Source organism: Dechloromonas sp. CZR5 (assembly GCF_008711155.1).
In the GTDB taxonomy this organism is placed as follows: Bacteria; Pseudomonadota; Gammaproteobacteria; order Burkholderiales; family Rhodocyclaceae; genus Azonexus.
Window position 1 is genome coordinate 36,828 of record NZ_VUYQ01000010.1, and the last position, 26,176, is coordinate 63,003.

General features: G+C 61.9%; 29 protein-coding genes, 3 tRNA genes and 1 riboswitch. Of the genes, 11 read left to right on the forward strand and 21 right to left on the reverse strand.

The window, feature by feature from the left end:
• Positions 1–77: 77 nt before the first annotated feature.
• From hslU to F1002_RS18785, 11 genes are all read right to left on the reverse strand, one after another.
• Positions 78–1,418: an ATP-dependent protease ATPase subunit HslU gene (gene hslU, locus F1002_RS18740; RefSeq protein ID WP_150430573.1), complete on the reverse strand. Its 1,341-nt coding sequence runs from the start codon at positions 1,416–1,418 to the stop codon at positions 78–80.
• Positions 1,415–1,951 carry an ATP-dependent protease subunit HslV gene (gene hslV, locus F1002_RS18745; RefSeq protein WP_150430574.1) on the reverse strand — a complete coding sequence of 179 codons (537 nt, stop codon included), beginning with the start codon at positions 1,949–1,951 and terminating at the stop codon, positions 1,415–1,417. The genes hslU and hslV overlap by 4 nt, the downstream gene beginning before the upstream one ends.
• Before the next feature lie 13 nt (positions 1,952–1,964).
• Positions 1,965–3,263, reverse strand: a complete 1,299-nt coding sequence (locus F1002_RS18750) for an STAS domain-containing protein (RefSeq protein WP_150430575.1) — start codon at positions 3,261–3,263, stop codon at positions 1,965–1,967.
• A gap of 45 nt (positions 3,264–3,308) precedes the next feature.
• The gene (locus F1002_RS18755; protein WP_150430576.1) at positions 3,309–4,073 is read right to left on the reverse strand and encodes a metal ABC transporter permease; all 765 of its coding nucleotides are present in this window, start codon (positions 4,071–4,073) and stop codon (positions 3,309–3,311) included.
• Entirely contained in the window at positions 4,063–4,632 is a 570-nt protein-coding gene (locus F1002_RS18760) for an ATP-binding cassette domain-containing protein (RefSeq protein WP_150430577.1), read from the reverse strand. Before F1002_RS18760 ends, F1002_RS18755 begins: the two co-directional genes overlap by 11 nt.
• 1 nt (position 4,633) lies before the next feature.
• Positions 4,634–5,530 carry a metal ABC transporter solute-binding protein, Zn/Mn family gene (locus F1002_RS18765; protein WP_150430578.1) on the reverse strand — a complete coding sequence of 299 codons (897 nt, stop codon included), beginning with the start codon at positions 5,528–5,530 and terminating at the stop codon, positions 4,634–4,636.
• Between the two features lie 8 nt (positions 5,531–5,538).
• A complete protein-coding gene (locus F1002_RS18770; protein WP_150430579.1) occupies positions 5,539–6,924 on the reverse strand; it encodes a TonB-dependent receptor in 1,386 nt (461 codons plus the stop codon).
• 90 nt (positions 6,925–7,014) lie between these two features.
• A complete protein-coding gene (locus F1002_RS18775) occupies positions 7,015–7,296 on the reverse strand; it encodes a hypothetical protein (protein WP_150430580.1) in 282 nt (93 codons plus the stop codon).
• A 9-nt stretch (positions 7,297–7,305) separates the two neighbouring features.
• The gene (locus tag F1002_RS18780) at positions 7,306–8,499 is read right to left on the reverse strand and encodes a class I SAM-dependent rRNA methyltransferase (RefSeq protein WP_150430581.1); all 1,194 of its coding nucleotides are present in this window, start codon (positions 8,497–8,499) and stop codon (positions 7,306–7,308) included.
• A gap of 73 nt (positions 8,500–8,572) precedes the next feature.
• Entirely contained in the window at positions 8,573–8,725 is a 153-nt protein-coding gene (locus tag F1002_RS21075) for a hypothetical protein (protein ID WP_157274975.1), read from the reverse strand.
• 96 nt (positions 8,726–8,821) lie between these two features.
• Positions 8,822–9,355, reverse strand: a complete 534-nt coding sequence (locus F1002_RS18785; RefSeq protein WP_150430582.1) for a cysteine hydrolase family protein — start codon at positions 9,353–9,355, stop codon at positions 8,822–8,824.
• Positions 9,356–9,471: 116 nt separating this feature from the next.
• Here F1002_RS18785 and F1002_RS18790 point away from each other — a divergent pair, with 116 nt between their 5' ends.
• Positions 9,472–10,419, forward strand: coding sequence for a helix-turn-helix domain-containing protein (locus F1002_RS18790; RefSeq protein WP_150430583.1), 948 nt, complete (start codon positions 9,472–9,474; stop codon positions 10,417–10,419).
• Here F1002_RS18790 and xerC read toward each other — a convergent pair.
• Genes xerC through F1002_RS18820 form a run of 6 tightly spaced genes read right to left on the reverse strand, consistent with a single transcriptional unit; the run spans position 10,416 to position 15,101 of the window.
• The gene (gene xerC, locus F1002_RS18795; protein WP_150430584.1) at positions 10,416–11,321 is read right to left on the reverse strand and encodes a tyrosine recombinase XerC; all 906 of its coding nucleotides are present in this window, start codon (positions 11,319–11,321) and stop codon (positions 10,416–10,418) included. The genes F1002_RS18790 and xerC overlap by 4 nt on opposite strands.
• Positions 11,318–11,989 carry a DUF484 family protein gene (locus F1002_RS18800; protein WP_223879678.1) on the reverse strand — a complete coding sequence of 224 codons (672 nt, stop codon included), beginning with the start codon at positions 11,987–11,989 and terminating at the stop codon, positions 11,318–11,320. Before F1002_RS18800 ends, xerC begins: the two co-directional genes overlap by 4 nt.
• A complete protein-coding gene (gene dapF / locus F1002_RS18805) occupies positions 11,986–12,816 on the reverse strand; it encodes a diaminopimelate epimerase (protein ID WP_150430585.1) in 831 nt (276 codons plus the stop codon). The genes F1002_RS18800 and dapF overlap by 4 nt, the downstream gene beginning before the upstream one ends.
• Before the next feature lie 60 nt (positions 12,817–12,876).
• Positions 12,877–13,383 carry a GNAT family N-acetyltransferase gene (locus tag F1002_RS18810; protein WP_150430586.1) on the reverse strand — a complete coding sequence of 169 codons (507 nt, stop codon included), beginning with the start codon at positions 13,381–13,383 and terminating at the stop codon, positions 12,877–12,879.
• Entirely contained in the window at positions 13,380–14,255 is an 876-nt protein-coding gene (locus F1002_RS18815; protein WP_150430587.1) for a lysophospholipid acyltransferase family protein, read from the reverse strand. The genes F1002_RS18810 and F1002_RS18815 overlap by 4 nt, the downstream gene beginning before the upstream one ends.
• Positions 14,256–14,258: 3 nt before the next feature.
• On the reverse strand, positions 14,259–15,101 hold the full coding sequence (locus F1002_RS18820; protein WP_150430588.1) for a lysophospholipid acyltransferase family protein: 843 nt from the start codon (positions 15,099–15,101) through the stop codon (positions 14,259–14,261).
• Between the two features lie 158 nt (positions 15,102–15,259).
• Here F1002_RS18820 and metK point away from each other — a divergent pair, with 158 nt between their 5' ends.
• From metK to metF, 6 genes are all read left to right on the forward strand, one after another.
• A complete protein-coding gene (metK, locus tag F1002_RS18825; protein ID WP_150430589.1) occupies positions 15,260–16,423 on the forward strand; it encodes a methionine adenosyltransferase in 1,164 nt (387 codons plus the stop codon).
• A gap of 70 nt (positions 16,424–16,493) precedes the next feature.
• Complete coding sequence (locus F1002_RS18830; RefSeq protein WP_150430590.1) at positions 16,494–17,699, forward strand: HD-GYP domain-containing protein; 1,206 nt, start codon at positions 16,494–16,496, stop codon at positions 17,697–17,699.
• 32 nt (positions 17,700–17,731) lie between these two features.
• A riboswitch (S-adenosyl-L-homocysteine riboswitch) is annotated at positions 17,732–17,806 on the forward strand.
• Between the two features lie 80 nt (positions 17,807–17,886).
• Entirely contained in the window at positions 17,887–19,299 is a 1,413-nt protein-coding gene (gene ahcY, locus F1002_RS18835; protein WP_150430591.1) for an adenosylhomocysteinase, read from the forward strand.
• Between the two features lie 9 nt (positions 19,300–19,308).
• Positions 19,309–19,653, forward strand: a complete 345-nt coding sequence (locus F1002_RS18840; protein ID WP_223879679.1) for a phage holin family protein — start codon at positions 19,309–19,311, stop codon at positions 19,651–19,653.
• A gap of 12 nt (positions 19,654–19,665) precedes the next feature.
• On the forward strand, positions 19,666–20,487 hold the full coding sequence (locus F1002_RS18845) for a TlyA family RNA methyltransferase (protein WP_150430592.1): 822 nt from the start codon (positions 19,666–19,668) through the stop codon (positions 20,485–20,487).
• Entirely contained in the window at positions 20,484–21,308 is an 825-nt protein-coding gene (gene metF / locus F1002_RS18850) for a methylenetetrahydrofolate reductase [NAD(P)H] (protein WP_150430593.1), read from the forward strand. Before F1002_RS18845 ends, metF begins: the two co-directional genes overlap by 4 nt.
• A 62-nt stretch (positions 21,309–21,370) precedes the next feature.
• Here the strand turns inward: metF and F1002_RS18855 are convergent, their stop codons facing one another.
• Complete coding sequence (locus tag F1002_RS18855) at positions 21,371–22,759, reverse strand: MATE family efflux transporter (RefSeq protein ID WP_150430594.1); 1,389 nt, start codon at positions 22,757–22,759, stop codon at positions 21,371–21,373.
• A 106-nt stretch (positions 22,760–22,865) separates the two neighbouring features.
• Positions 22,866–23,690: a mechanosensitive ion channel family protein gene (locus F1002_RS18860; protein ID WP_150430595.1), complete on the reverse strand. Its 825-nt coding sequence runs from the start codon at positions 23,688–23,690 to the stop codon at positions 22,866–22,868.
• A 157-nt stretch (positions 23,691–23,847) separates the two neighbouring features.
• Between F1002_RS18860 and F1002_RS18865 the strand changes: the two genes are divergently transcribed.
• From F1002_RS18865 to F1002_RS18875, 3 genes are all read left to right on the forward strand, one after another.
• Positions 23,848–23,923, forward strand: a tRNA-Lys gene (locus tag F1002_RS18865).
• A 19-nt stretch (positions 23,924–23,942) separates the two neighbouring features.
• A tRNA-Lys gene (locus tag F1002_RS18870) sits at positions 23,943–24,018 on the forward strand.
• An 86-nt stretch (positions 24,019–24,104) separates the two neighbouring features.
• A tRNA-Met gene (locus tag F1002_RS18875) sits at positions 24,105–24,180 on the forward strand.
• 60 nt (positions 24,181–24,240) lie between these two features.
• Here the strand turns inward: F1002_RS18875 and F1002_RS18880 are convergent.
• Positions 24,241–24,654 (reverse strand): ProQ/FINO family protein, encoded by a 414-nt coding sequence (locus F1002_RS18880; protein WP_191090470.1) that lies wholly within the window; start codon positions 24,652–24,654, stop codon positions 24,241–24,243.
• A gap of 70 nt (positions 24,655–24,724) precedes the next feature.
• Positions 24,725–25,600: a dienelactone hydrolase family protein gene (locus tag F1002_RS18885; RefSeq protein ID WP_150430596.1), complete on the reverse strand. Its 876-nt coding sequence runs from the start codon at positions 25,598–25,600 to the stop codon at positions 24,725–24,727.
• A 354-nt stretch (positions 25,601–25,954) separates the two neighbouring features.
• Between F1002_RS18885 and F1002_RS18890 the strand changes: the two genes are divergently transcribed.
• Positions 25,955–26,164 (forward strand): AlpA family transcriptional regulator, encoded by a 210-nt coding sequence (locus F1002_RS18890; protein WP_150430597.1) that lies wholly within the window; start codon positions 25,955–25,957, stop codon positions 26,162–26,164.
• The last annotated feature ends 12 nt before the right edge of the window (positions 26,165–26,176 follow it).

The window sequence follows — 26,176 nt, forward strand, 5'->3', positions numbered from 1 at the left end:
GAAAGTATCAGGCCCCGATCGTGCTCGAGCGCAGGCCGGAACCATGGGGAATCACCTTCGGCCCCGGCCATTTCCGGTTACAGCACGTAGCGCGACAAATCCTCGTCGGCGGCCACTTCGCCCAGCTTTTCATTGACATAGGCGGCGTCGACGGCAACCTTGTCCAGCCCGACCTTGCCGGCGCTAAAGGAGACTTCCTCGAGCAGTTTTTCCATCACGGTATGCAGGCGGCGGGCACCGATGTTCTCGGTCTTCTCGTTCACCTGGAAGGCGATTTCAGCCATGCGGCGGATGCCGTCGTCGACAAATTCAATCGAGACACCTTCGGTTTCCAGCAGCGCCTGGTATTGCTTGGTCAGGCAGGCATCGGTCTGGGTCAGGATGCATTCGAAATCGGCCACGGAGAGGGAATCGAGTTCGACACGGATCGGAAACCGGCCCTGCAGCTCAGGGATCAGATCCGACGGTTTGGACAGGTGAAAGGCGCCGGAAGCGATGAACAGGATGTGATCGGTGCGGATCATGCCGTACTTGGTCGACACGGTCGTTCCCTCAACGAGCGGCAGCAGGTCGCGCTGCACGCCCTGGCGCGACACGTCTGCACCCTGCGTATCGGAACGGCCGGTGACCTTGTCGATTTCGTCGAGAAAGACGATGCCGTTCTGCTCGACGGCCTTGACCGCCTCCAGCTTGACCTCCTCGTCATTGACCAGCTTGGCGGCCTCCTCGTCGGTAAGCAGCTTGAGTGCTTCGCTGATTTTCAGCTTGCGCGACTTTTTCTTGCCACCGCCCATGTTCTGGAACATGCCCTGGATCTGCTGGGTCAGCTCCTCCATGCCCGGCGGCGCGAAGATTTCGGCCTGCATGCTGGGGGCTGCGACCTCGATGTCGATTTCCTTGTCGTCCAGTTCGCCTTCGCGCAGCTTCTTGCGGAATTTCTGGCGGGTGGTGTTTTCGGTGGCCGAGGCCTCGGTGTTTTCGGCAAAAAACCCGGGGCTGCGCGCCGGCGGCAGCAAGGCGTCGAGGATGCGCTCTTCGGCAGCGTCTTCGGCGCGCGCGCGCATGCCCTTGATGGCCTTTTCGCGCCCGGACTTGATCGCCATCTCGACCAAATCGCGAATGATGGTCTCGACATCGCGGCCGACATAGCCGACCTCGGTGAACTTGGTGGCCTCCACCTTGATGAAGGGCGCATTGGCCAGACGGGCCAGGCGGCGGGCGATTTCGGTCTTGCCGACACCGGTCGGCCCGATCATCAGGATGTTCTTCGGGGTGATTTCCTGGCGCAGCGGCTCGGCCACCTGCGAACGCCGCCAGCGGTTGCGCAGGGCGATGGCAACCGCCTTTTTGGCGGAATTTTGACCGACAATGTGCTTGTCCAGTTCGGAAACGATCTCCTGTGGCGTCATGGTCGTCATTCCAGCGTCTCCAGGGTGAAATTGCGGTTGGTGTAGATGCACAGGTCGCCGGCGATTTCGAGCGACTTGGTCACGATGTCCAGCGGCGGCAGTTCGGTATTGTCGAGCAAGGCGCGCGCCGCGCTCTGCGCATAGGCGCCGCCCGAACCGATGGCGACGATGCCTTGCTCCGGTTCCAGCACATCGCCGTTGCCAGTGATGACCAGCGAGGATTCGCGATCGGCCACCGACAGCATCGCCTCCAGACGACGCAGGGCGCGGTCGGAACGCCAGTCCTTGGCGAGTTCGACAGCCGAACGAACCAGATTGCCCTGATGCTTTTCCAGCTTGGCCTCGAAACGTTCGAACAAGGTGAACGCATCGGCCGTACCGCCGGCAAACCCCGCAAGAATGCGGCCTTGATAGAGACGACGAACCTTCCGGGCGGTCGCCTTGATGACGATATTGCCAAGGGTAACCTGGCCGTCGCCACCCATGGCGACGAGATTGCCCCGGCGCACCGACAAAATCGTCGTGCCGTGATATTGCTCCATAGTGATTCCTGAATTAAGACTTGGGAACGATGATGCGTGCCTGTTTGTTGAGGCCTACAACGGCCATCAATTCGGCAACGAGATGATTTGGGCTGCGGATGACGATTTCACGCCCGGCAGCCTTTATCGGCGCCAGACGATTGACCAGTTGTCCGGCCGAGATGAAGTCCAGTCGGGTGACTTGCGAGAAATCGAGTATGGGGTGGCTGTAGCGCTCAAGAATCTGGTGCAGGTCCTCGAAACGACAGGCCTTGAGTTCCCCGACCAGATAATAGGCGTCGTCTGCCGGCCCTTGAGAAGCCGCAGCCGCCTTTCCTCCGGCCGCCTTCGCAGTCTCCCACGAGGGCGGCGAGCGCTCGAAGGTCACGGCGTAGTCGACCGCCCGCTCCTCGAAACGATCCTGGGTACCATGACGTTGCAGCAGTTCCAGCAGCAGGCACCATGCCGGCTCATGCATCGCCTCGCCGGCAACCAGCCGCTCGTTCAGCCTTTCCATGAAGGCTTCGGCGCCGAGCAGGCTGACTGCCAGACGCTGCTTGCGCGCCCGCAGCAACAGATCGGCCAGTTGCGCGGCAATCTCGTCATCGCACCCGATCAGTTTGGCGCAATCCACGCTGACATCGGCTTTCTGGGCAATCAGGCGGGCCAGTTCGTCGACCGGCAGCGCGCTTTCGCTGGTCAGCACGCCCTGCAGGAAAATCTTGTTCGCGGCACGCCCGCCGGTAGCGGAAGCGGCTGCCGTCACCGCCTGGCTCCAGGTCGGCGGCGAGGATTCGCAAGTCTCCGCATACTCGACGCCGAGTTTTTCGAAGGCTGTGCGATCGCCGCTGATCTGCAAGAAATCGAACAGCAACATCCAGAAGCGTTTGCCTTCCAGCCCGCGATACGAGCGCACGAAGGTCTCGAGCAAGGAGCGGGCGGCCGCATCCTGACCATTGGCGTAGAGGACGACAACCTGCTCGACACAGGATTGCAGCGGGTCCACGTCGTGGTCGACGTCGATCCCCATTACGCTGGAATTGGTAAAGTCGCTGTCGAAGTCGTCGATACTGAAAGCATCGTCGCCCACCGGCTCAGGCGTCGCGACAGGTGCGGCAACTGGCTGTTTGGACGACGCCCTCGGCGGCGGCGCAGCGATGGGCGTAGTGCTCGAGAACTCGAGGTCGGGTAAAGGTGCCGCCGGTTCCTTGACCGGCATCTCGACTGCCGCATCAAGCGGTTTCGCTTCAGGCGGCTGCTCCACCGGACGCGGCCGGGCAGCGGGCCGCTCGGGCATCTTGTTGGGCTGCTTCTTGAAAAACGAAAAAACCATGACCACTCCGCATGCAGAAAGGGGGTTTTAGCACGCCCTCCAAGTTCATGCAACGATCAATCCAAACGCCACCAGCATCACGGCCAGAATAGGTCCGAACGGCTGATCAAGCCAAAGCGCCACACCAAATGCAACGATATAGGCGACGAGGCCAAGCAGCAACGAGCGCAGCAATCCGGCTCGCCAGTCCCTGGCCCGGCGAAAGGCCAGCCAGGGCGGGATGAAGACCAGTGCGAAGGCCCCCATCACCCCGAGGTTCATGGTCGCCAGCGCCAGCGCCAGCGCGGCCAGCAGATCGAAGCCGATTTGTGTCGGCCAGGCGCGCAAGCCGCGAATCCGGAAAAAATCGGGGTAGGTGTGGGCAAGCAACAGATGCCTGGACAGCAGCCGCAACACGCCCAGGGCAACCGGCACGCTGATAGCGACCAGCCAGAGCTGTGCGCTGCTGCTGAAATACAGCTGCCCGTCAAAGAGCGCATGCCCGAGACGCTCGGCCTGTGGCTGGTTGGCAGCCAGCAGGACAGCGAGTGACCAGCCGGCGAGCAACAACAAGGCATACGCCGCCCCCCCGGAAAGGCGGGCGGCAAACAGTCGCTTGCCGGCGCCGGCAAGCGCCGCGGCGGCAATTCCTCCGGCGGCCGGCGGCAGGCCGGCCACCAAGGCAAGCAACGCGCCGGCAGCGGAAACATGCGAGTAGGCCAGCGCCGCCAGCCACTCGTCACGCAAACGCAGGTAGCAGCCCAGCAAAGGCAGCAGGATCGCCAGCCCCAGACCGGTCAGAAAGGGGATCAGGAAGAGATCAGTCGACATCGCGCACCTCCAGTGTCACCACCCGATCGCAAGCCGCAGCGACAAACGCCGCATCGTGGCTGACCACGACGATGCCGCAGCCCTCGCGCGCCCGTTCGCGCAGATGCGCCGTCAGATGGCGCACCCCGGCGGCATCGAGGTTGTTGGTCGGCTCGTCCAGCAGGACCAGGTCGGCCGGCGCATGGAGAACTGCCCACAGCGCAAGGTAATGGCGCTGACCGCCTGACAGGCGATCGAGACGGATATCCACCCGATCGACCAGCCAGGGCGGCAGCCCTTCCGGCGAGGCACCGGTCAAAGCCAGCAAATCGCGTCCCGATAGCGGAAGACCGTCAACCGGCGGCACCTCCTGCGTCTGTACGGCGAGCCGGAGGCCCGCCTGCAGTTCGAGACGCCCGGAAAAGACGGTGGCCCGACCGGCAAAGGCGGCCAGCAGGGTACTCTTGCCGACGCCATTCGGACCGGTCAGGCCGACGATTTCGCCGGCCTGCAACGAAAAGTCGATGGGCGATGTCGCCGGCCCGCTCCATCCGGCGACCAGTGCCTCGGCGCGCAGCATCTCAGCGCAGGCCCTTGAGCAGACGCTGAACGGTGTCGTCGAACAGACCGAACAGATCCCTGGCCTCCGGCGTACCGCCGACCGTATAGGGCAGCAACACCGCCGGAATACCCGTTTTGCCGGCAATCCACTGACTTTGCGCATCCTGCTGATAGGCCGTGCGCAACACCATTCTGGCCGGTGTCGCCTGCTGCCGCTGCAACAATGCGCCCAGATGGCCGCTGGTCGGCTCGATGCCCGGCTTCGGTTCGAGCGTACCGACTTCCTTCATGCCCAGCCAGTTCGTCAAATAGATGAAGGATTGGTGATGAACCAGAACCGCCACCCCTTTCAAGGGGGCTGCTTCTTTTTCCCAGCGCGCCATGGCGGCTTGCCACTTGCCGGAAAAAGCCGCCAATCCGGCCTGATAGGCGGCTGCGTTGGCCGCATCGAGTTCGGCCATGCGCGCCGCCAGCTTTTCACCCACCTTGAGCACGTTGCGTGGGTCGAGGTGGGTGTGCGGATTACCCGCGGCATGCACATCGCCATGCGCACGATCGACCACGGCCGGAATCTCGAGGCGAGTGACAAAGGCCGCTGCCTCGAAATAACCGGGCCGCCCCGGCTGGATGGCCGGGTTGCCGGAATCGCGCAGGACCAGCGGCAGCCAGCCGATCTCCAGGTCAGCCCCGGCGGCGATGACCAGGCTGGCCTGACGGGCCTGCGCCAGCAGGGACGGCTTGGCCTCGATACGGTGCGGATCCTGGAAGGCATTGGTTGCGGTATACAACTTCACCTTGTCGCCACCTATTTCCTTGGCCAGCGCGCCCCACTCGGGCACCGTGGCAAACACATTCAGGTCGGCCCGGGCGGACAAGGCTGCTGCAAGCAGCAAAAAGCCGATAGCAAGATATTTCATGGCACCTCCTAGAATTTGTGGGCGCCGTGGGCACCCAGGCTCATGATGTACTGCACGGTAAGCTGGTTGTCGGTGATGCCGAGCATCGATTTGTCCTGCGCGAATTGCAGACGGACACGCGAGAACTCACTCCAGCTGTAATCGATCATCGCCGTCGCCTTCTTCGGACGGTAATCGCTCAGCGCCAGATTGACCGCATTGGCGCCGAAGTCGCGATGACCGCTGTCGAGCTGCTCATAGCGCAGGCCGGCTCGCCAGTTCGGCGTAAATTGATAGACGCTCTGGGCATACCAGCCGGACTGCCGGGTGCGGTAGAGGCTGTTCAGACCGCCCGTGCAGGCGCCGGGATTGGCCGAATCCGCATCCTCACACGAGAAGTCGCCCTTTTCGTGACGATTCAAGTATTCGGCCTGGAACTTGAAGTTCTGGTATTTCGGATTGCCGTTCGGTGCCCATTTCCAGACGAAATCGACCAGCCAGGTTCGCGAATCGCCGCTGAACTTGCCCAGTGCCTCGACGCCACCGACATCCTCGAAATGCCCTTCGCGTGCCTTGGCCTGGGTCGTCAGGTACGAAACCCCGGCTCGCCAGCTGTTCGACACCCCGACGTCGTCGCCCACATGGGCGAAGGCCGCAACCGAGCCACTGCCGTTCTTGTTGCGTTCCGTTCCCGGGAAATTGGCACCCCGCCCTGCCTCGGCGCCGATCTCGAAGAAGGTTGTGGTCGGCGCCAGCCATTTGAACTGCACGCCATCCTGCACGTAGCTGGCCTCGGCACCGAACATCGCCCGGTACATCAGCGGCGCGTCGGCGAAATCCCACATATGCGGATGCTGTTCATTGAGGTAGCCGATGCCGGAACGGAAACGTCCGCCCTTCAGGCCGATGCCATGGCCCAGGCCAAGCGACCGGAACCAGGCTTCCTCGATCTCGGCCTTGCCGTCGACCATGGCGACAATGGCCTGGCCTCGCCAGTAGGGGTCGATATTGGCCGCCAACACCAGTTCGGTATGGTCGACCGAGAAACCGCGCTTGCTGATCCCCGGAATGGCGCCCTCGCCGTGATCGTGACCGCCGGCCGGATAAAAGCCGGTAATGCCGCGTTCCGGCACGTCCTTCATGTTCTTGTATTGCCCCTGCAGGATCAACGACACCTCGGGGTTGAAACCACTGGCCGGCTGGCTGACCTGGCTCGTGGCAGGCGCCGCGACAGGCTGCACGCTCGTCTTCGATTCGGCTTGCGCCAGCTTTTTTTCCAGCGTCGCGATACGCTGTTCGTAGCTCTTCTTCATCTCATCGATCTGCGCGCGAATGGCGGCCAGATCGGCGTTGTCGGCGGCCTGGGCCGCTCCGGCGGCAGCCAGCATGGCAGCCATGGCAAAGGTTTTTTGCATGGAAAACTCCTGAAAATGCATGACGACAGACCGCGCGCTCGGCAGCGGTCTTCGGAAATGACAAACGTTGGCCGGTGGAAACCGGCTTTTTCAGGAGTGGGGTGGGCCGCGCTGGCAGGCGACTGGCGCCGGGAAACTCGCTCTCGCATGGGCCGACTGGGTTTCCGGCACAAATTGATGCGCCACCACCGGCGGCAGACTCGCCACGGACGGCAAGGCGACGCCAAGATCATGCGCCGTCAGGCACAGCAGGCAGGCATGCGTCGGCAAGGCATCTTCGTTCCCTGCCGCATGCTCGACGGCGTGCGCCCCCGCCAGTAACTGGACGAGGACGAGGGCAGCAACAAGAAGGAGATGGCGAAGCGGATTCACGACGACAGTTTAATCGACCTGGACGAGCAAGCCTTTGAGATATTCGCCTTCCGGGAAGTTCAATGCAACCGGATGATCGGCCGTACCCGACAGGCGGCGGACGATGCGCGCTTCCCGCCCGGCATCCAGCGCCGCACCGGCGACGATCTTCTGGAACAACTCCAGGCCGATACCGCCCGAGCACGAATAGGTCATCAGCAAGCCACCCGGCCGCAGCAGCCGGAAACCGAGCAGGTTGATGTCCTTGTAGGCGCGCGCCGCCCGATCCGCATGGGCAGCCGAGGGAGCGAACTTGGGCGGATCGAGGACGATCAGATCGAAAGTCCGCCCGGCCTTGCGAAAGTCGCGCAGTGCCTGGAAGACATCTGCCTCCAGCCATTCAGCGCGGTCGGCCGGCAACTGCGGATTGAGCGCCAGATTAGCGCGGGCCTGAGCCAGCGCCGGTCCCGACGAATCGATGGACAGCACGTGCGCCGCGTCGCCAGCCAGCGCCTGCAGCGAGAAACCCCCGGTGTAGCAGAAGCAATTCAGGATGTCCTTGCCGGCCGCCACGCTGCGCAGCCAGGCCCGGTTGTCGCGCTGATCGAGATAGAAGCCGGTTTTGTGGCCGCCGACGACATCGACGGCCAGTTGCACGCCATTTTCATCGATGGACAGCGCGCCGACCGTCGGCTCGCCATGCAGCCAGCCGACGGTCGGCTCCAGCCCTTCCAGGCCACGCACATCGGAATCGGAACGCTCGTAGATGCGGGCACAACCGGTGGCCTTGACCAGTCCAGCCACGATGGCCTTGCGCCACTTGTCGGCACCGGCCGAGGTCAGTTGCACGACGACCGTGTCGCCGTATTGATCGGCGACGATGCCCGGCAAGCCGTCGGACTCGGCATGTATCAGACGCAGGCCCTGCTGCCCCTTGAGTTCCGGCAAGGCCTGACGACGCGCCACGGCGGCCGCGATGCGGCGTTTGAAGAAGGCGTCGTCGATCGATTCTTCCGGGTCGAAAGTCCAGAAGCGCGCCCGAATCTGCGAGCTCGGGCTGTACGCCGCGCGGCCCAGCGGCCGCAGGTTGTCGGCCAGCACCTCGACGGTATCGCCCGGCCGGGCACGGCCTTCGAGCCGCCCAACCGAGCCGGCGAACAACCAGGGATGATGCTGCTTGAACGCCGAACGTTCCTTACCCGGCAAAAGAATCAATTGCGCCATGATTTCCCGACCTCAAAAGCAAGAAGCCCCGGTTACCTTGCAGCAACCGGGGCCCTGATAAGCCTGCTAACGCTTAGGCGCCCAGTGCCTTGCGGTTACGCTGATGACATTCGGCAGCGTACATGGTCTTGAACATGGTCTTGCCATCGCCCTTGAACAGGCGCTTGGTGGACTTGGAAACGCAGCGGCGTTCCAGGGAAGAACGGCGGTTACGGTTGATGGCCATGAAAACTCCTTGATTCCGGCGATTTTTCGAAACCGTCAATCATAGTGGGTAGACAGGCAAACGTCAATTGAGGGTTGATTATTTGGATTTTTTTCCTTATTGACCCAAAAGCGCCACTGCATCTGCCACCGGAACACGTGCCGAAAGGGCATTCAGGGCAATCTTGTGGATCATCTCGCTCACCGTCGTACAACAATCGCCAAGGACGGTGATCTTGTACTTCTCCGCCGATCTGGAGATTGCCGTGTGGGTAACGCAGTTCTGGGTCATCATGCCGCAGATCAGTAATTCATCGACACCAAGCCGCACGAGTTCCTCTTCCAGCGACGTGTTGAGAAAGCTGTCGGCAAAAGACTTGGTGACCCACGTCGCCTCCGGTGCCGCCGCCAGAATCCGTGGATGCACGTCGACACCAGTGGTTCCGGCATTGAAGAATGGCGCCAGACCCTTGCCGGCATCGGCGATGTGCTGGATGACGATGACCGGAACACCCTGCGCCCGCGCCCCGGCAATGGCCGACTCGACCTTGCCCAGGGTTTCCTCGGCCCGCCACAGCGGAAATTTGCCGTCGGCAAAATAGTCGTTCTGCAGATCGATGACGATCAGGGCGCGTTTGTTGGCTGCGGGCACGATGCTCTCCGGTTGGTCGACGAGCTTTCATTCTGGCGAAAGGCCGGGTGAGCAAGAAGTGGCCCGAATGACAATATGCGACAATATCGGGCCAACCCTGCCCTGCCCGCTGCGCCATGCACCACGCCATTGCCATCGTCGCCTTCGAGCGCATCAGCCCTTTCCACCTGTCGGCGCCCTGCGTGGTATTCGGCGACCGTCATCCGGGCGTACCTCCCTTCGATTTCGCGGTCTGCGCCACCCAGCCCGGCCGGCTGGCGACGACTGCCGGATTCTCCATCGTCGTCGAGCACGGCCTCGAAAAGCTGCTCACGGCAGATACCATCATCGTGCCGAGTTGGCGCGACCCGGCGGAACGCGCGCCGGCAGACCTGCTCGCCGCGCTCGTCGCCGCCCACGAACGCGGAGCACGGATCGTCGGACTCTGCCTCGGCGCCTACGTGCTGGCCCAGGCCGGCCTGCTCGACGGGCGAGCGGCCACGACCCACTGGGCCTATGCGGAGGATTTCGCCCGACGCCACCCCGGGGTCCGCCTCCAGCCCGACGTGCTCTATCTTGAAGATGGCCGGATGTTGACCTCGGCCGGCACGGTGGCCGCCATCGACTGCTGCCTGTACATGCTGCGCCAGCAACTGGGGGGAGAAATCGCCAACAGCGTGGCGCGCCGGCTGGTCGTTCCACCGCATCGCCAGGGCGGGCAAGCCCAGTTCGTCACGCAACCGCTGCCGGCAAACGCAACGGATGCCCGCCTTTCCGGCCTGCTCGACTGGGTGCGCGCCCATCTCGACCAGGCGCATACGCTGGACAGTCTGGCCGCAAGAGCGACGATGAGTCGCCGGACCTTTACTCGCCACTTCCGCCAGATGACCGGCGCAACGGTGGGTGCATGGCTGCTCGGCGAACGCCTGGCGCTGGCCCAGCGTCTGCTGGAATCGAGCAGTCATTCGGTGGAAACCGTTTCGAACCTGGCGGGATTCGGCTCTGCCGTTTCGTTGCGCCAGCATTTCCGCACGGCCTTCGGCGTCTCGCCGGTGGCGTGGCGCCGGACATTCAGGGACGATTAACCGCCCTGTTTTGCCTTGGCCCGCGGATGCGCCGCATCGTAAACCTTGGCCAGGTGCTGGAAATCGAGGTGGGTATAGACCTGGGTCGAGGCGATGCTGGCGTGTCCGAGCATTTCCTGCACCGCCCTCAGGTCACCCGAGGATTGCAGGACGTGCGACGCGAAGGAGTGGCGCAGCATGTGCGGATGCACGTGGGTAGGCAAGCCGAGCAGGACGGCGCGACGCGCCAGGCGGGATTCGACCATGCGCGGACTGATGCGGGCGCCGCGCACCCCGACGAACAGGGCCGTTTCGTCCGGCCGGGCCAGTTCGCCCCGGACAGCCCCCCAGGCAGCCAGCGCCTCGCGCGCCTTGCGGCCGACCGGGACCAGGCGCAACTTGTTGCGCTTGCCGAGGACACGGATTTCGCCTTCGCGCAACACATCATCCAGCACATCGCTATCGAGGGCGACCAGTTCGGCCAGACGCAGGCCGGAAGAATAGAACAACTCGAACATCGCCAGATCGCGCGCCGCCTGGAGCGCATCGTCGTCTTCCACAGCCTCCAGCAGACGGGCCGTTTCGTCGACCGACAAGGCCTTGGGCAGCAGGCGGGGCGATTTCGGGGGCCGAATGCCGTCGCACGGATTGGCCGGCACCATGCCGCGCTCGCCGAGCCAGCGGAAAAAGCCGCGCCAGGCCGAAAGCAGGCGGGCCAGCGAACGGCCGGCCAGACCCTGACCATGCAATTGGGCGACAAAGCGGCGAACATGATGGACCTGCACACCGGCCAGCGGAAGGTCGCCGGCGGCAGCGAGCAGCTTGCCGATATCCCGCCGATAGTTCGACAGGGTGTGCGGCGACATCCGGCGCTGCGCCGAAAGTTCGGTCAGCCAGGCGTCTACCGCCGCAACAGGGGTCACAGCACGCTCTTGGTCACCCGGGCGAGGGCTGCGGACACCATCTCGCCGAGGCGTTCGAGATAGAGGGTCCCCATGTCGGCATAGAAGCGCTGCATATCCTCGCTGCCGAGGGCGATCATGCCGATGGTTCCACCGCCGTTGCGCAGGGCGATCAGCGCCTGCGAACGGATATGGGAAGCATGCTCGCCGAACCACGAGGCGGTGCCGAAGCCGGCGGTCGAACCGCAGTACGGGCGAGCCAAGGTCTCGGCGAAGACCTGCAGTTCCTCGCTGACCGCCGCGAACTCGGGCAGATCTTCGATGCCTTCCGGCTTGTCCCACAGGCGCAGGGCGACGTGCGGCACCGAGAAATCATCGCGCAGGTGGAAATTGAGCAGGTGAATCACGGCCTGGAAGGTTTCAGCGGCGACCAGCGCCACCGCAAGGCGATGTACTTTCTCGCTGATGGCGTCGTTTTCCTCGCCGAAGGCGATCAACTCGGCCAGCTTGCTCTCGGTCGTCCGGTTTTTGTCGCGCAAGGTCAGCATCTGGCGCTCAGCCAGCGACACCGCCCGGCCACCATGCGGGTGCGGCACGAAAATCTGTGCCATCAGGTCGGCGTATTGTTCGAAAAAGCTCGGATTGTTCTTCAGATAGTCCGCGATTTCCTCGGGGAACATGGCGCTCATAATTCAATTTCTCCAGAAAATACGGTAACCGCCGGGCCGGTCATCAGGACCGGGCGGCCAAGGCCGCCCCAGGCGATGCTCAAATCTCCGCCCCGCGTCGTCACCCTGACCGGTGAATCGAGCAGGCTGCGGCGAATCCCGGCAACGGCGGCGGCACAAGCGCCGGTACCGCAGGCCATGGTTTCGCCCGAACCGCGCTCATAGACGCGCAACTTGATGGAATGACGATCGACGATCTGCATGAAGCCGGCATTGACCCGCTTCGGGAAACGCTCGTGACGCTCGATCAAGGGGCCGTGCTGCCCGACCGGATGGGTCTCGACGTCATCGACGACCTGCACGGCATGTGGATTGCCCATCGAGACGACGGTCGTCTCCAGGGTTTCGTCGGCCACATCGAGCAGGTGGATGATCACGTCCTCGTCCGCCATGAACGGAATCTCCGCCGGCAGGAAACGCGGCTCGCCCATATCGACGGTGACATTGCCGTCGGCCTCGAGGCGCGGCTCGATGGTGCCCTTGAGCGTCTCGACTCGAATCTGCCGCTTGTCGGTCAGACCCTGATCATGAACGAAACGCACGAAGCAGCGCGCACCGTTGCCACACTGCTCGACCTCGCCGCCATCGGCGTTGAAGATGCGATAACGGAAATCGATGCCGGACTGCATCGCCTTTTCAACCAGAAGAATCTGATCGCAGCCGACGCCAAAGTGGCGGTCGGCCAGATAGACCAGTTGTTCCGGGCTCAGGGAAACCTGTTGGCGCACGCCGTCGAGGACAACGAAATCGTTGCCCAGACCATGCATCTTGGAGAATTTGAGTTTCACGTGCGGCTCCGCTGAATGACTCGGAAAATCATAGCAGAGACAGCACGTTGCCCAAAATTCTTAAAGCTTCTTCTCCATCACGTAATCGTCCATGACGTAGCCGCGGCCGATGTCATCGACCATCACTTCACGGACGACGAAGCCGTATTTTTTGTACGAGTTGATGGCATTCACGTTGCGCTTGTTCACCTGCAGGATTACACAGGGATAGCCTGCCTTTCTGGCCCGTTCAGCGACGTTGGAGATCAACTGTCCGCCGACACCACGCCGCTGGACGTCCGGATGGATGTAGAGCTTGTCGAGCTTGAACTCGCCCTTGTGGATTTCGCTGAAGGCGAAGCCGACACGACGCCCCTCGTGGAAAGCCTGGTCGAGCCATTTGTGGAGATCTTCCAGGTCGTCGTACAGACGCTCGTGCCCATAGCGCTGCTCGAGCATGAAATCGATCTGCTCCTGGGTGATGATGCCGGGGTAGGTCGCCTGCCAGATTTCGCGGGCCAAGGCGGCGATGGCCGGCACATCGGGCGGCGTCACCGGGCGGATTTCGACGTTCAGGTTGCTGTTCATTTATAAAACCTCTGTTCTCCGGGTGGCCGGGTCTTGAAGCGCTTGTGCAACCAGAAGTACTGCTCCGGCATGCGCAGTACCTGGCTTTCGATGAACTGATTCATGAATTCCGTATCGGCTTCGACGCTCTCGCCAGGGAAGTTCTCCCAGGGCGGCATCACTTCGATGTCGTAGCCGTCAGGAGACTGCCGGCAAATCACCGGCACGACACGGGCGCCGGTAAGGCGAACCAGCCGCGACAGCGCCGGGATGGTCGCCGCCTGGACACCGAAAAAGGGCACGAAAATCGACTCGTTCGGCCCGAAATCCATGTCCGGCAAGTAGTAGAACGGATGGCCGTCCTTCATCGCCTTGACGATCTTGCGCATCCCGTCCTGTCGCGACAGCAGGACAGCCTTGTTGAAACGCATCCGCCCATCATAGAGCAGCTTGTTCAGAACGGGATTCTTCTGCATGGAAAAGACGCTGCAGCCGACAACGTGCATCGACACCACCGTCCCACCGGCGTCGAGTCCGACGAAATGCGGCGTCAGCAGGATGACCGGACGTCCCTGCGGATCGGTCAGATTTTCCGTTCCGTGGATACGAATGATGCGCTCCAGGCGCTCCTTCGAAGCCCACCAGCCCAGTGTGCGATCCAGCACGGCCTGGGCGAAGGCGACGAAATGCCGCCTGGCAATGTCTTCGCGCTCGGCTTCGGTTTTATCCGGGAAACAGAGGCGCAGATTGATCAAGGCAACCTTGCGCCGCTCTCGCCCCAGGGCATAGAGCAATCGCCCCAAACCCCGGCCGAGCGCCCGCAGGAGCGGCAAAGGCAACCAGTGCAGCAACCACAGGAAACCGACAAGAAGGTAGGTGAAAAAGACTTTCAAGGATCACTCCGCCGGCGGCGCTTCGGCGCCCCCCGGTCGCTTGTAGCGGTTATAGCCCCACAGGTATTGGGTCGGGCACTGGCGAATCAGGGTTTCGATCTCGTGATTGATCTGCTGCGCCCGCTCGATGGTCGACCCAGCCAGGGGGCTGGTCGGCTGCGAAAAATGGATGCGGAACCCGCGCCCGCCCGGCAGGCGCTCCCCCCAGGTGAGCAGGGAAACGGCATTGGTCTCGGTCAGCCGCGCCGCCAGCGTCATGGTATAGGCGTAACGCCCGAAAAACTTCAGCCAGACGCCCTCCCCGGTCTTGGGTGCCTGATCCGGCAGCATGCCGACCATCTCGCCCTTCTTCAGCGCCTTGATCAGCGCACGCACGCCGGACAGGTCGGCCGGCGCCAGGTGCAGGTGCTCGCGCTTGCGGCCCATCAAAATCAGTTCGTTGGCAGCGGTCGATTTGGGCTCGCGGTACAAGACCGTGATATCGCCAAAGGATGACAGGTACTGGGCGGTGATTTCGAAACAGCCGAGGTGCGGCGTCAGGAAGACAATACCCTTGCCGGCGGAGCGCGCCGCTTCGACATGCTCCCAGCCGACGACCTCGGCGACCAGCGGCACCGCCTCGTCCAGCGGCCGCATCCAGATCCGCGCCAGTTCGACCATCTGCTTGCCGGTTTCTGCGGCAACGGCACCGCGAATGGAGGCATCAATACCGGCCTGTGCCAGGTTGTCCTGCAGGTGGCGACGATAGGTCGGCGACAGCCCGTAAATCAGCCGGCCAAGCATCCCGCCAAGGGTATGCAACACGCACAACGGGAGCAGGGAAAGAAGGCGAAAGAGAAAAACCATGAGGCCCCGGGGGTTGAATCCCCCTGAGAAAAGGTTACCATTATGTAATCGCCGAGTTAAACAGACAACTTGCGGGGCGATTCACAAATTCTGCTAAAGCGTCGCCTGCTCGTGGTCCAAAGCTGGTAACGCCGGATCAAAGGACCACTGGAGCATTCATGAGCGATTATCTCTTCACCTCGGAATCTGTTGGCGAAGGCCACCCCGACAAGGTTGCCGACCAGATTTCCGACGCCATCCTCGACGCCATCCTGTCCCAGGACAAGCATTCCCGCGTCGCCGCCGAAACCCTGTGCAACACCGGCCTGGTCGTGCTGGCCGGTGAAATCACCACCAACGCCAACGTCGATTACATCCAGGTCGCCCGCGACACCATCAAGCGCATCGGCTACGACAACACCGAATACGGCATCGACTACAAGGGCTGCGCCGTGCTCGTCGCCTACGACAAGCAGAGTCCGGACATCGCCCAGGGCGTGAACGCCGCCTACGACGACAACCTCGGCCAAGGCGCCGGCGATCAGGGCCTGATGTTCGGCTACGCCTGTGACGAAACCCCGTCGCTGATGCCGCTGCCAATCTACCTGTCGCACCGACTGGTCGAGCGCCAAGCCATGCTGCGCAAGGACGGCCGCCTGCCGTGGGCCCGTCCGGACGCCAAGTCGCAGGTCACCATCCGCTACGTCGATGGCAAGCCGCACTCGATCGACACCGTCGTGCTGTCCACCCAGCACTCGCCGGACATCAGCCTGGAAGACCTGCGCGAAGCCACCATCGAGCAGATCATCAAGCCGGTGCTGCCGAAGGAACTGATCAAAGGCGACATCAAGTTCCTGGTCAACCCGACCGGCCGCTTCGTCGTCGGCGGTCCGCAAGGCGACTGCGGCCTGACCGGCCGCAAGATCATCGTCGACACCTACGGCGGTGCCGCACCGCACGGCGGTGGCGCATTCTCCGGCAAGGACCCGTCCAAGGTCGACCGCTCCGCTGCCTACGCAACGCGCTACGTCGCCAAGAACATCGTCGCCGCGGGCCTCGCTTCGCGCTGCCTGGTGCAGGTTTCCTACGCCATCGGTGTTGCCGAACCGACCTCGATCATGGTCGAGACCTACGGCACCGGCAAGGTCAGCAACGAAACCCTGACCACCCTGGTTCGCAAGCACTTCGATCTGCGCCCGAAGGGTATCGTCAACATGCTCGACCTGCTGCGTCCGATCTACCAGAAGACCGCCGCCTATGGCCACTTTGGCCGCGACGAGCCGGAATTCAGCTGGGAAGCGACGGATCGCGCCAACTTGCTCAAGTCGGATGCCGGCCTGTAATACATAGGCTTTGTGAAGATTTGCGAAAAGGGAGCCAAATGCGCTCCCTTTTTCGTTAAAATCAGCAAATATGTTGAAGAAAATTCCCGTCGAAAAATTGACGCTGGGCATGCACCTGCAAGCTTTCTGCGGCGCCTGGCTGGATCACCCATTCTGGCGGACCAAGTTTGTCCTGACTGACCCGAACGATCTGCTCCTCATTGCGGAAAGCCCGATCAAGGAGGTTTGGATCGACATTTCCAAAGGCGGCGACGTGGACACTGCTGCCGGCGAAATCATGACCGAAGTGGTCAGTGCGGCAGATATTCCACCCGAACAACCGGTCGTCCAGGAAAAAGCGTCCTTCACCGACGAGGTCAAACGCGCCACGAAAATTGTCGCCAAGGGCAAGGAAGCCGTTGTCTCCATGTTCCAGGAAGCGCGCATGGGCAAGGCCATCGAGGCCGAAGCGGCAGCGCCATTGGTCGAGGAAATTTCGAATTCTGTGATGCGCAACCCGGGTGCGCTGATCAGCTTGGCTCGACTGAAAACGGCCGACGACTACACCTTCATGCATTCCGTGGCCGTTTGCGCGCTGATGATCGCGCTGGCCCGCCAGTTGGACCTTGACGAACAGCAGGTCCGCGAGGCTGGCATGGCCGGCCTGTTGCACGACTTGGGCAAGGCGATGATTCCGCTTGAGGTGCTCAACAAGCCGGGCAAGCTGACCGACGAGGAATTTGCGCTGGTCAAGACGCACCCCGAGGAAGGCCACAAGCTGCTACTGGAAGGCAGCGGTGTCAGCGAGGTGACCAAGGATGTCTGCCTCCACCATCACGAAAAAATCGACGGCAGCGGTTATCCCAAGGGCCTGAACGGCGAGACGATGAGCCTGTTCGCCAAGATGGGCGCAGTCTGCGACGTATACGACGCCGTCACGTCCAACCGCCCCTACAAGGCCGGCTGGGACCCGGCCGAGTCGATCAAGCGCATGGCCGAATGGACCGGCCATTTCGACCCGATGGTCTTCCAGGCTTTCGTCAAGAGTCTGGGCATCTACCCGATCGGCTCGCTGGTCAAGCTGGCCTCCGGGAAATTGGGGGTCGTCATCGAACAAGGCGAACAATCCCTGCTCAAGCCGAAGGTGAAGATTTTCTTCTCAACCAAGTCGCAGGCATATATCAAGCCGGAGGTGATCGACCTTGCGCGCAGCCCGGAAAAAATCGCCGGACGCGAAGATGCTGCCAAGTGGGGGATCAAGGACGTCGACCACTACTGGGCCGGCGACAAAGGCTGAAATCCGGCCGAAAACCGGTTTATAATCCGCAACCTACCGAGGGGCGCTGCAGGAGCACGATGATCAACATCGCTCCCAGGCTCGGTTTAAAACGGCGCTCACTGATCAACCCTGCCGGGCGCAGGGGGCCGCCGGTGAGCAACAACGCCGTTATTCCCCTCCCCGTCACAGTTCCTAGGAGCTTACTGTGGCCGAATTCAAAGACTACGTTATTGCCGATCTTTCCCTTGCCGACTGGGGTCGCAAGGAAATCAACATTGCCGAAGGCGAAATGCCGGGCCTGATGGCCATTCGCGAAGAATTCGCGAAGACCCAGCCGCTGAAGGGCGCACGCATCACCGGTTCGCTGCACATGACCATCCAGACCGCCGTGCTGATCGAGACGCTGACCGCGCTCGGCGCCGAAGTCCGCTGGGCCTCGTGCAACATCTTCTCGACTCAGGATCACGCTGCCGCTGCCATCGCTGCGCAGAACATCCCTGTCTTCGCCGTCAAGGGCGAAACCCTGGTCGATTACTGGGATTACACCCACCGCATCTTCGAATGGGCCGACGGCGGCTATTCGAATATGATCCTCGACGACGGCGGCGACGCCACCCTGCTGCTGCACCTCGGCGCCCGTGCCGAGAAGGACATCTCCGTCCTGGCCAAGCCGGGCTCGGAAGAAGAAACCATCCTCTTCGCCGCCATCAAGGCCAAGCTGGCCGTCGATCCGACCTGGTACTCCGTGCGCCTGGCCCAGATCAAGGGCGTCACCGAAGAAACCACCACCGGCGTGCATCGCCTGTACCAGATGCACCAGCGCGGCGAACTCAAGTTCCCGGGCATCAACGTCAATGACTCGGTGACCAAGTCCAAGTTCGACAACCTGTATGGCTGCCGCGAATCGCTGGTCGACGGCATCAAGCGCGCCACCGACGTCATGGTCGCCGGCAAGATCGCCGTCATCGCCGGTTATGGCGATGTGGGCAAGGGCTCGGCCCAGGCCATGCGCGCCCTGTCGGCACAAGTCTGGGTTACCGAAATCGACCCGATCTGCGCCCTGCAGGCCGCCATGGAAGGCTATCGCGTCGTCACCATGGAATACGCCGCCGACAAGGCCGACATCTTCGTCACCACGACCGGCAACTTCCACGTCATCACCCATGACCACATGGCTGCGATGAAGAACAACGCCATCGTCTGCAACATCGGTCACTTCGACAACGAAATCGACGTTGCGTCGATCGAGAAGTACCAGTGGGAAGAGATCAAGCCGCAAGTCGACCACGTCATCTTCCCGGACGGCAAGCGCATCATCCTGCTCGCCAAGGGCCGCCTGGTGAACCTCGGCTGCGGTACGGGCCATCCGTCCTACGTGATGTCCTCGTCCTTCGCCAACCAGACCATCGCCCAGATCGAACTGTGGAGCGAAGCACAAAAGGGTTCCAACAAGTACCCGGTCGGCGTGTACACCCTGCCCAAGCACCTCGATGAGAAGGTCGCCCGTCTGCAGCTGAAGACGCTGAACGCCCAGCTCTCCGAGCTGACCGACGAGCAGGCTGCCTACATCAGTGTGCCGAAGGAAGGCCCGTACAAGGCCGACCACTACCGCTACTAAGCGACCGCCATGCTGAACCTGCTCGCTGTCTGGATCGTCAATGCGCTAGCCCTGCTGGCGCTGCCGTATGTCGTACCGACGATTCAGATAGCCGGGTTCGGCACCGCCCTGTTGGTCGCCATCGTACTCGGTCTGATCAACACGCTGCTCAGGCCCTTGTTGATCCTGCTCACGCTGCCGGCGACGCTGCTCACACTGGGCCTGTTCATCTTCGTCATCAACGCCCTGCTCTTCATGCTGGCCGGCAACCTGATCGGCGGATTCCATGTCGGCGGATTCTGGCCGGCCCTGTTGGGGTCGATCGGTTACAGCCTGATTTCCTGGCTGCTCAGCGCGATTCTGCTGAGAAAGTAAGCCAATTCACCGATGAGCATGAACTCCTTCCATGCGCGGCAAAAAAAGCCGCGTCCGGCACGCGAACCGTCGACCGAACGCCCGGCCGGCATGTCGCGGGCGGATGCCCTGCTCGTCGCCCAGAAACTGGCCCCCTCCCGTACGGCTGCCCAGTGGCTGATCAAGGAAGGCCGCGTCAGCTGGCAAGGTGGCCGGATCAACAAGCCGGCCATGGATTTGCCGGACGATACGCCACTGATCGTCGCGGCCGACCCAAACGGACATTTTGTGTCGCGCGGCGGGCAGAAGCTGTCGGGTGCGCTGGCACACACCGGGATAGCGGCGGGCGGCAAGGTCTGCCTCGACGTCGGGCAATCGACCGGCGGCTTCACCGACGCGCTGTTGCAGAACGGTGCCCGGCACGTTGTCGGCATCGATGTCGGGCATGACCAGCTGCATGTCCAATTGCGTGCCGATCCGGCCGTCACGGCGATCGAAGGTGTCAACTGTCGCACCCTGAGCGCGGCCGATCTCGGCAACGCCTTTCCGGAGGGGGGCTTCGACCTGATCGTCGGCGATGTCTCCTTCATCTCCATGACCCTTATCCTGCCTCGCTTACCCGCCCTCCTCGCGCCACACGGCGACATGCTGCTGCTCGTCAAGCCACAGTTCGAGGTTGGCCCTGACAACATCGGCAAGGGCGGCATCGTCCGCGACACCGGACTCTACGTCGATGTCGAACGCAAGCTGCGGGACTGTGCCCGCATCCTCGGCCTGACCGTTCGCGGCTGGCTGGACAGCCCGATTACCGGCGGTGATGGCAACCGCGAATTCTTCATCTGGTTGAACAAATGAAAACAGAAATCTCCATCGAGTTTTTCCCGCCACAAACGCCAGAAGGTGTTGAAAAGCTGCGCACCGTGCGTGCCGAACTGGCGAAGCTGAAGCCCGAATTCTTCTCGGTCACCTACGGTGCCGGCGGTTCGACGCGCGAACGCACCTTCGCCGTGGTCAAGGAAATCGCCGCCGAAGGATTCGATGCCGCGCCGCACCTGTCGTGCATCGGCTCGACGCGCGAATCGATCCGCGAAATCCTGGCCGAATACAAGGCCGCCGGCATCAAGCGCACCGTCGCGCTGCGCGGCGACCTGCCCTCGGGCATGGCCGAAACCGGCGAATTCCGCTACGCCAACGAATTGGTCGAATTCATCCGCGCCGAAACCGGCGACTGGTTCAGCATCGAGGTCGCCGCCTACCCCGAATGGCACCCGCAGGCACGCAACCCGCAGGACGATCTCGCCGCCTTCGTGCGCAAGGTCAAGGCTGGCGCCAATTCGGCCATCACGCAGTATTTCTACAATGCCGACGCCTACTTCCACTTCGTCGACGAAGCCAGGGCGGCCGGCGTCGACGTGCCCATCGTCCCCGGCATCATGCCCATCGCCGGCTTCACCAAGCTGGCCCGCTTCTCGGATGCCTGCGGCGCCGACATTCCGCGCTGGATGCGCAAGAAATTCGAGGGTTTCGGCGACGATACCGACTCGATCCGTGCCTTCGGCCTCGATGTCGTGACGGAGCTGTGCGAACGCCTGCTCAAGGGCGGCGCCCCGGGGCTGCACTTCTATTGCATGAACCAGTCGGCGCTGACCACGGAAATCTGCCGCCGCCTGGGCTAGCGCCGAGAAGCATCCCCGCACCGAGCCAGGGATGCTTGCCCGCACGGTTCAGCGGCACCTGCTCAAACCTTGGCCAGTTTCCAGCCGCCACGGGAAAACAGCAGCAGCGTAAACACGCCGACCGCGGTTTCCGACACGAACACCGCCCAGAACACCCCCGAATGCGCCCAGCCCGTCGGCACCGCCAGCACCCAGGCCAAGGGAATCTGGATCAGCCAGAAGAACACCAGGTTGATCCAGGTCGGGGTCATCGTGTCGCCAGCGCCGTTGAAGGCTTGCACCGACACCATCCACCAGCCATAGACGAAATACGAGTAGGACAGAATACGCAGCCACTCGGCACCGATGGCGATGACCTCGGCATCGGCGCTGAACAGGGCGATGAATTCGTGGTTCAGCAGGAAAAACAGCACCGACACGATCAGCGTAAACAGCATGTTCATCCAGCCGATGCGCCAGACCGCCGCTTCGGCGCGCGCCGGATTGCCTGCACCCAGGTTCTGGCCGACCAGCGTCGCCGCCGCATTGGACATGCCCCAGACCGGCATCAAGGTGAACATCATGATGCGTATCGCGATGGTCGCGCCGGCGACGGCTTCGGTGGAAACGCCGGCCAGGATGCGCATCAGGAAGATCCACGCCGTCGTTGCGACGATCATCTGGCCGACACCGCCCAGCGAAGTACGGACGATCTGTGCCACAGTGGCGCCGTGCCAGCGCAGGTCGGCCAACCGTATGCGCAGGTGTTTGCTGCCACGAACGAGTATCCATAACTGCATCAGGATGCCGGCGCCGCGCCCGATATTGGTGGCGATCGCCGCACCTTCGACACCCATCGCCGGAATCGGCCCCAGCCCGAAGATACAGATCGGGTCGAGCACGATGTTGAGCACGTTGGCCACCCACAATACGCGCATCGCCGCCGCCGCGTCACCCGCCCCGCGAAAGATGGCATTGACGACAAACAACAGCAGGATCACCACATTGCCGCCGAGCATCCATTGCATATAGCGGTAGCCGTGCTCGATCACCCAATCGTCGGCCCCCATCAGGCGTAACAGATCCTGCGCCCAGACGATGCCGGCGACCGCGAAAGGCACCGAGGCCAGTATCGCCACCATGATCGCCTGCACCGCCGACAAGGCGGCCTCGTCGCCGCGCTGCTCGCCGATCCGTCGGGCGACGATGGCAGTGACCGCCATGGCCAGTCCCATGGCGATCGCGTAAAGCAGGAACAGGTAGGTCTCGGTCAGGCCGACGGTCGCTACCGCCGAAGGCCCCAGCTTGGCGACAAAGAAGATGTCGACGACCGCAAAGGTGGATTCGAGCACCAGTTCCAGCAACATCGGCACGGCCAGCAATAACACCGCGCGATTGAGCGGAATACGGGTGTAATCCGCGTCGGTGCCGCGCAAGGCGGCACTCAGATCGGTCCATATCGAATGGGCCATGGACTTGCTCCGGCTTCGAATGTACGAGGTCTTTGGGGTCGGCAAGCCGGGGAAAAGTTCAAAAAAACCCGCGCCTCAAGCGCGGGCCTTGCTGCTGCCGGCCGAATCAGGCGGCTTGCGTGACGATCACGTTCTGCGCCGGCATCGGCGCCGGGAAGCCGGCTTCGCCCAGCGCCTCGCGGATCATCTTGTTAGTATCGAAATAGACTTGCCAGTAGTTATCGTTATGGCAGTACGGGCGCACCGCCAAGACCGGCCCGACCAAGGTGAAATCGAGAATCTCGACATCGACCCCCGGCTCGGCCAGCACATTGGGAATGGTGGCGATCTTCTCGCGCAGCAGGGCCATCGCCGCCTGATGATCGGCGGCACCGGCCAACTGGCATTTCAGATCGACCCGGCGGAACGGGTTGTGCGTGAAATTCTGGATGTTGTCGCCAAAAATCTTGTTGTTGCCGACCACCGTGGACACGTTGTCCGGCGTATTGATCGTCGTCGCAAACAGGCCGATTTCGGTGACCGTCCCGGTCAATCCGGCGACGGTGACGAAATCGCCGACCTTGAACGGCCGCAGCACGATCAGGAAAGCGCCGGCCGCGAAATTGGCGAGCAGCCCGGCCCAAGCTGCGCCGATGGCGATACCGGCACCGGCGATCAAGGCCGCGAAAGTCGTGGTCTGGATACCGAAGTAGCCAAGAATGCCGATGACCAGCAACACGTTCAGCGTCACGGTGACAATCGACCCGACATAGCGCAGCACGGTCGGATCGACCTTCTGCCTTTCAAGCGCGGCACGCACCATGCCGACCGCAACGCCGATCAACCAACGGCCGATCACCCAGAAGGCAATAGCCGCCAGTATCTTGACTCCGACATCGGTCGCCGTTGTAACTATCAGATCCTGATAACGGGAAATATCCTGCTCGGTCATCGCTGCTCTCCTTGCACAGTGAAAGATGCCCCGGATGGGCACTGCAAATTCTAGTTCGGCCGCCTGAAAAAAATATGCAGCGGCACATATCTTCACAAAACTCCGCTTTCCCGTTGACGCCCCCAGGTGGGGTCTATATAATTCGCGCTCCCTAGGCGGGTCGGTAGCTCAGTCGGTAGAGCAGCGGACTTTTAATCCGTTGGTCGCGAGTTCGAATCTCGCCCGACCCACCAGTCAATCAAGGGAAATTCTGGGTCGTTAGCTCAGTTGGTAGAGCAGCGGACTCTTAATCCGTAGGTCCACAGTTCGAATCTGTGACGACCCACCAGAATTCAAAAGCTCTAAGCCTCGGCCTGGCGCCGGGGCTTTTTGCTTCAGAAGTAAGCGGTTCGCCCTGGCGAATCGACCACCGGACGCGGGGTGGAGCAGTTGGCAGCTCGTCGGGCTCATAACCCGAAGGTCGCAGGTTCAAGTCCTGCCCCCGCAACCACAGCATTCCAGCAAAAAGGCCAGTCGTTCGACTGGCCTTTTTCTTTGTGGCTCGCGCCGCTTACTTGCGACCGAATTTCTCGGCCAGCTGGTTCAGCTTTTCCTGCCGACGCTGCTCGGCCTTCGCTTCCGCCTCGGCTGCCTTGCGCTGTTCAGCCTGCTTCTTGAAGCGCTCCTTCAACTGCTCGGCCGCATGCTGGCGGTTTTCGTCGGTCACTTCCCCGGCCGGCGACCCATCCAGATTCAGACGCTGGGTGCCCTTTTCCATTTCCTTCAGGTAACGCGTCGATATGGTGTGGCTGCGCATGGCCATACGCAGGGACTTCTTGCTGACGTCAGGCAGCTGAGCGAAGACCTGCTTGTCGATGCCGATGGCCAGCGGACTGAAGTTGCGGAAGACATCGAAACGCGTCTGGAGATCCTTCAGCAGGGCACGCGGATCGACCGGTTTGTCGGTGGTGGTTTCTGTGGTCATGATGAAACGGGAACGAGTCGAGGCGCGAAGGTTAGCACGAAGGCGCGTATTTTCGGCCTCGAATCCGCATTCAGACGCCGTTTTTGCGGAACCAGGCGAGCATCCTTTGCCAGCCGTCTGCGGCTTCTTCCTTGCGGTAGCTGGGCCTGTAGTCGGCATGGAAGGCATGCGGTGCGTTGTCATAGACATGGATTTCCGATGCCTGTGCCGCCGCACTGCCTTGCTTGAGTGCCTTCTCCATGGCCTCGACCGTTTCCAGCGGAATGCCGGCATCGAGACCGCCGTACAAGCCCAGCACCGGAGCCTTCAACTGGCCGGCCAGATCGGTCGGATGCCTGGGCGTGACGTCGTTGACGACGCCCACCAGACGGCCATACCAGGCCACACCGGCCCTGACTCCGGGATTGTGGGCAGCGTACAACCAGGCGATCCGCCCGCCCCAGCAGAAGCCGGTAATCGCCAGCCGGCTGGTATCAGCTCCCTTGCCGGCAGCCCAGGCCACGCAGGCATCGAGGTCGCTCAGCACCTGGGCATCCGGTGTCTTGGCGGTAATCTGCGCCTGGATTTCCGGAATGCTGGCGATCTTGCGCGGATCGCCCTGACGGGCAAACAGTTCTGGAGCGATCGCGCAATAGCCCAGTTGGGCGAGGCGGCGGCAGACATCGCGGATATATTCGTGCGCACCGAATATCTCGGAAACCACCAGCACGACGGGCGGTTTTTGCAGACCCACCGGTACGGCACGGTAGGCCACCATCTCGCCATCCTTGACCGGCACCTTGATTTCGCCGGCAACCAGGCCCGTTTCGTCGGTCTTGATCGCCGTCTGCGCCAAGGCCGACTGGGTGGCAAGCGCAAACCCCGCGCCCAGCGAGGTGACGATAAAGCTGCGACGATCAAAGGATTGTGCCGGCACAAGACTATCGAATTCGGCTTCGGTTTTCATGGATTGCCTCCTGTTGGCGGTTTACATCAGAACGATGTCGTATTGCTCTGAATACAGCGTATATTATTCTTTATATTCAATTAATTACATAACTTCATTAGACCAAAAAAATGCGCCAGCTACCCATTTAGCTACCAAAAAAGCTATCGATAGTCTTGCCTGTTGATGCATGTTGAAAACAGCGACTTCGCGCCATCACTCGTTTCAGACATTTTCACACACGCAACCTTGTAAACACAAAACGCAGCGAAAAACAAGGCCACTTTCTATCACCCAAATTCCCCCCCTGAGTTTTAAATTCAATGAGAGGAAAATTCGCTTCATCTACATAACGGAGATGCAACGGAGATAAACATGCTCCATCCTGAACTTGCAAATTTTGATCAACTGCCTGATGCAGCCAACGTGGGAGTCCAAACTGTCGCGGCTCTCTTCGGCTGCAAGGTTCCAACAGTATGGGCCAGGCTGCGCCGCAAAGAAATTCCCGAGCCGCGTCGCTTTGGCGCACACACCCGCTGGAATGTTGGACAACTCAGAGAAGCACTGAAGGGAGATGCAATTTGAAATTGAGCAAAA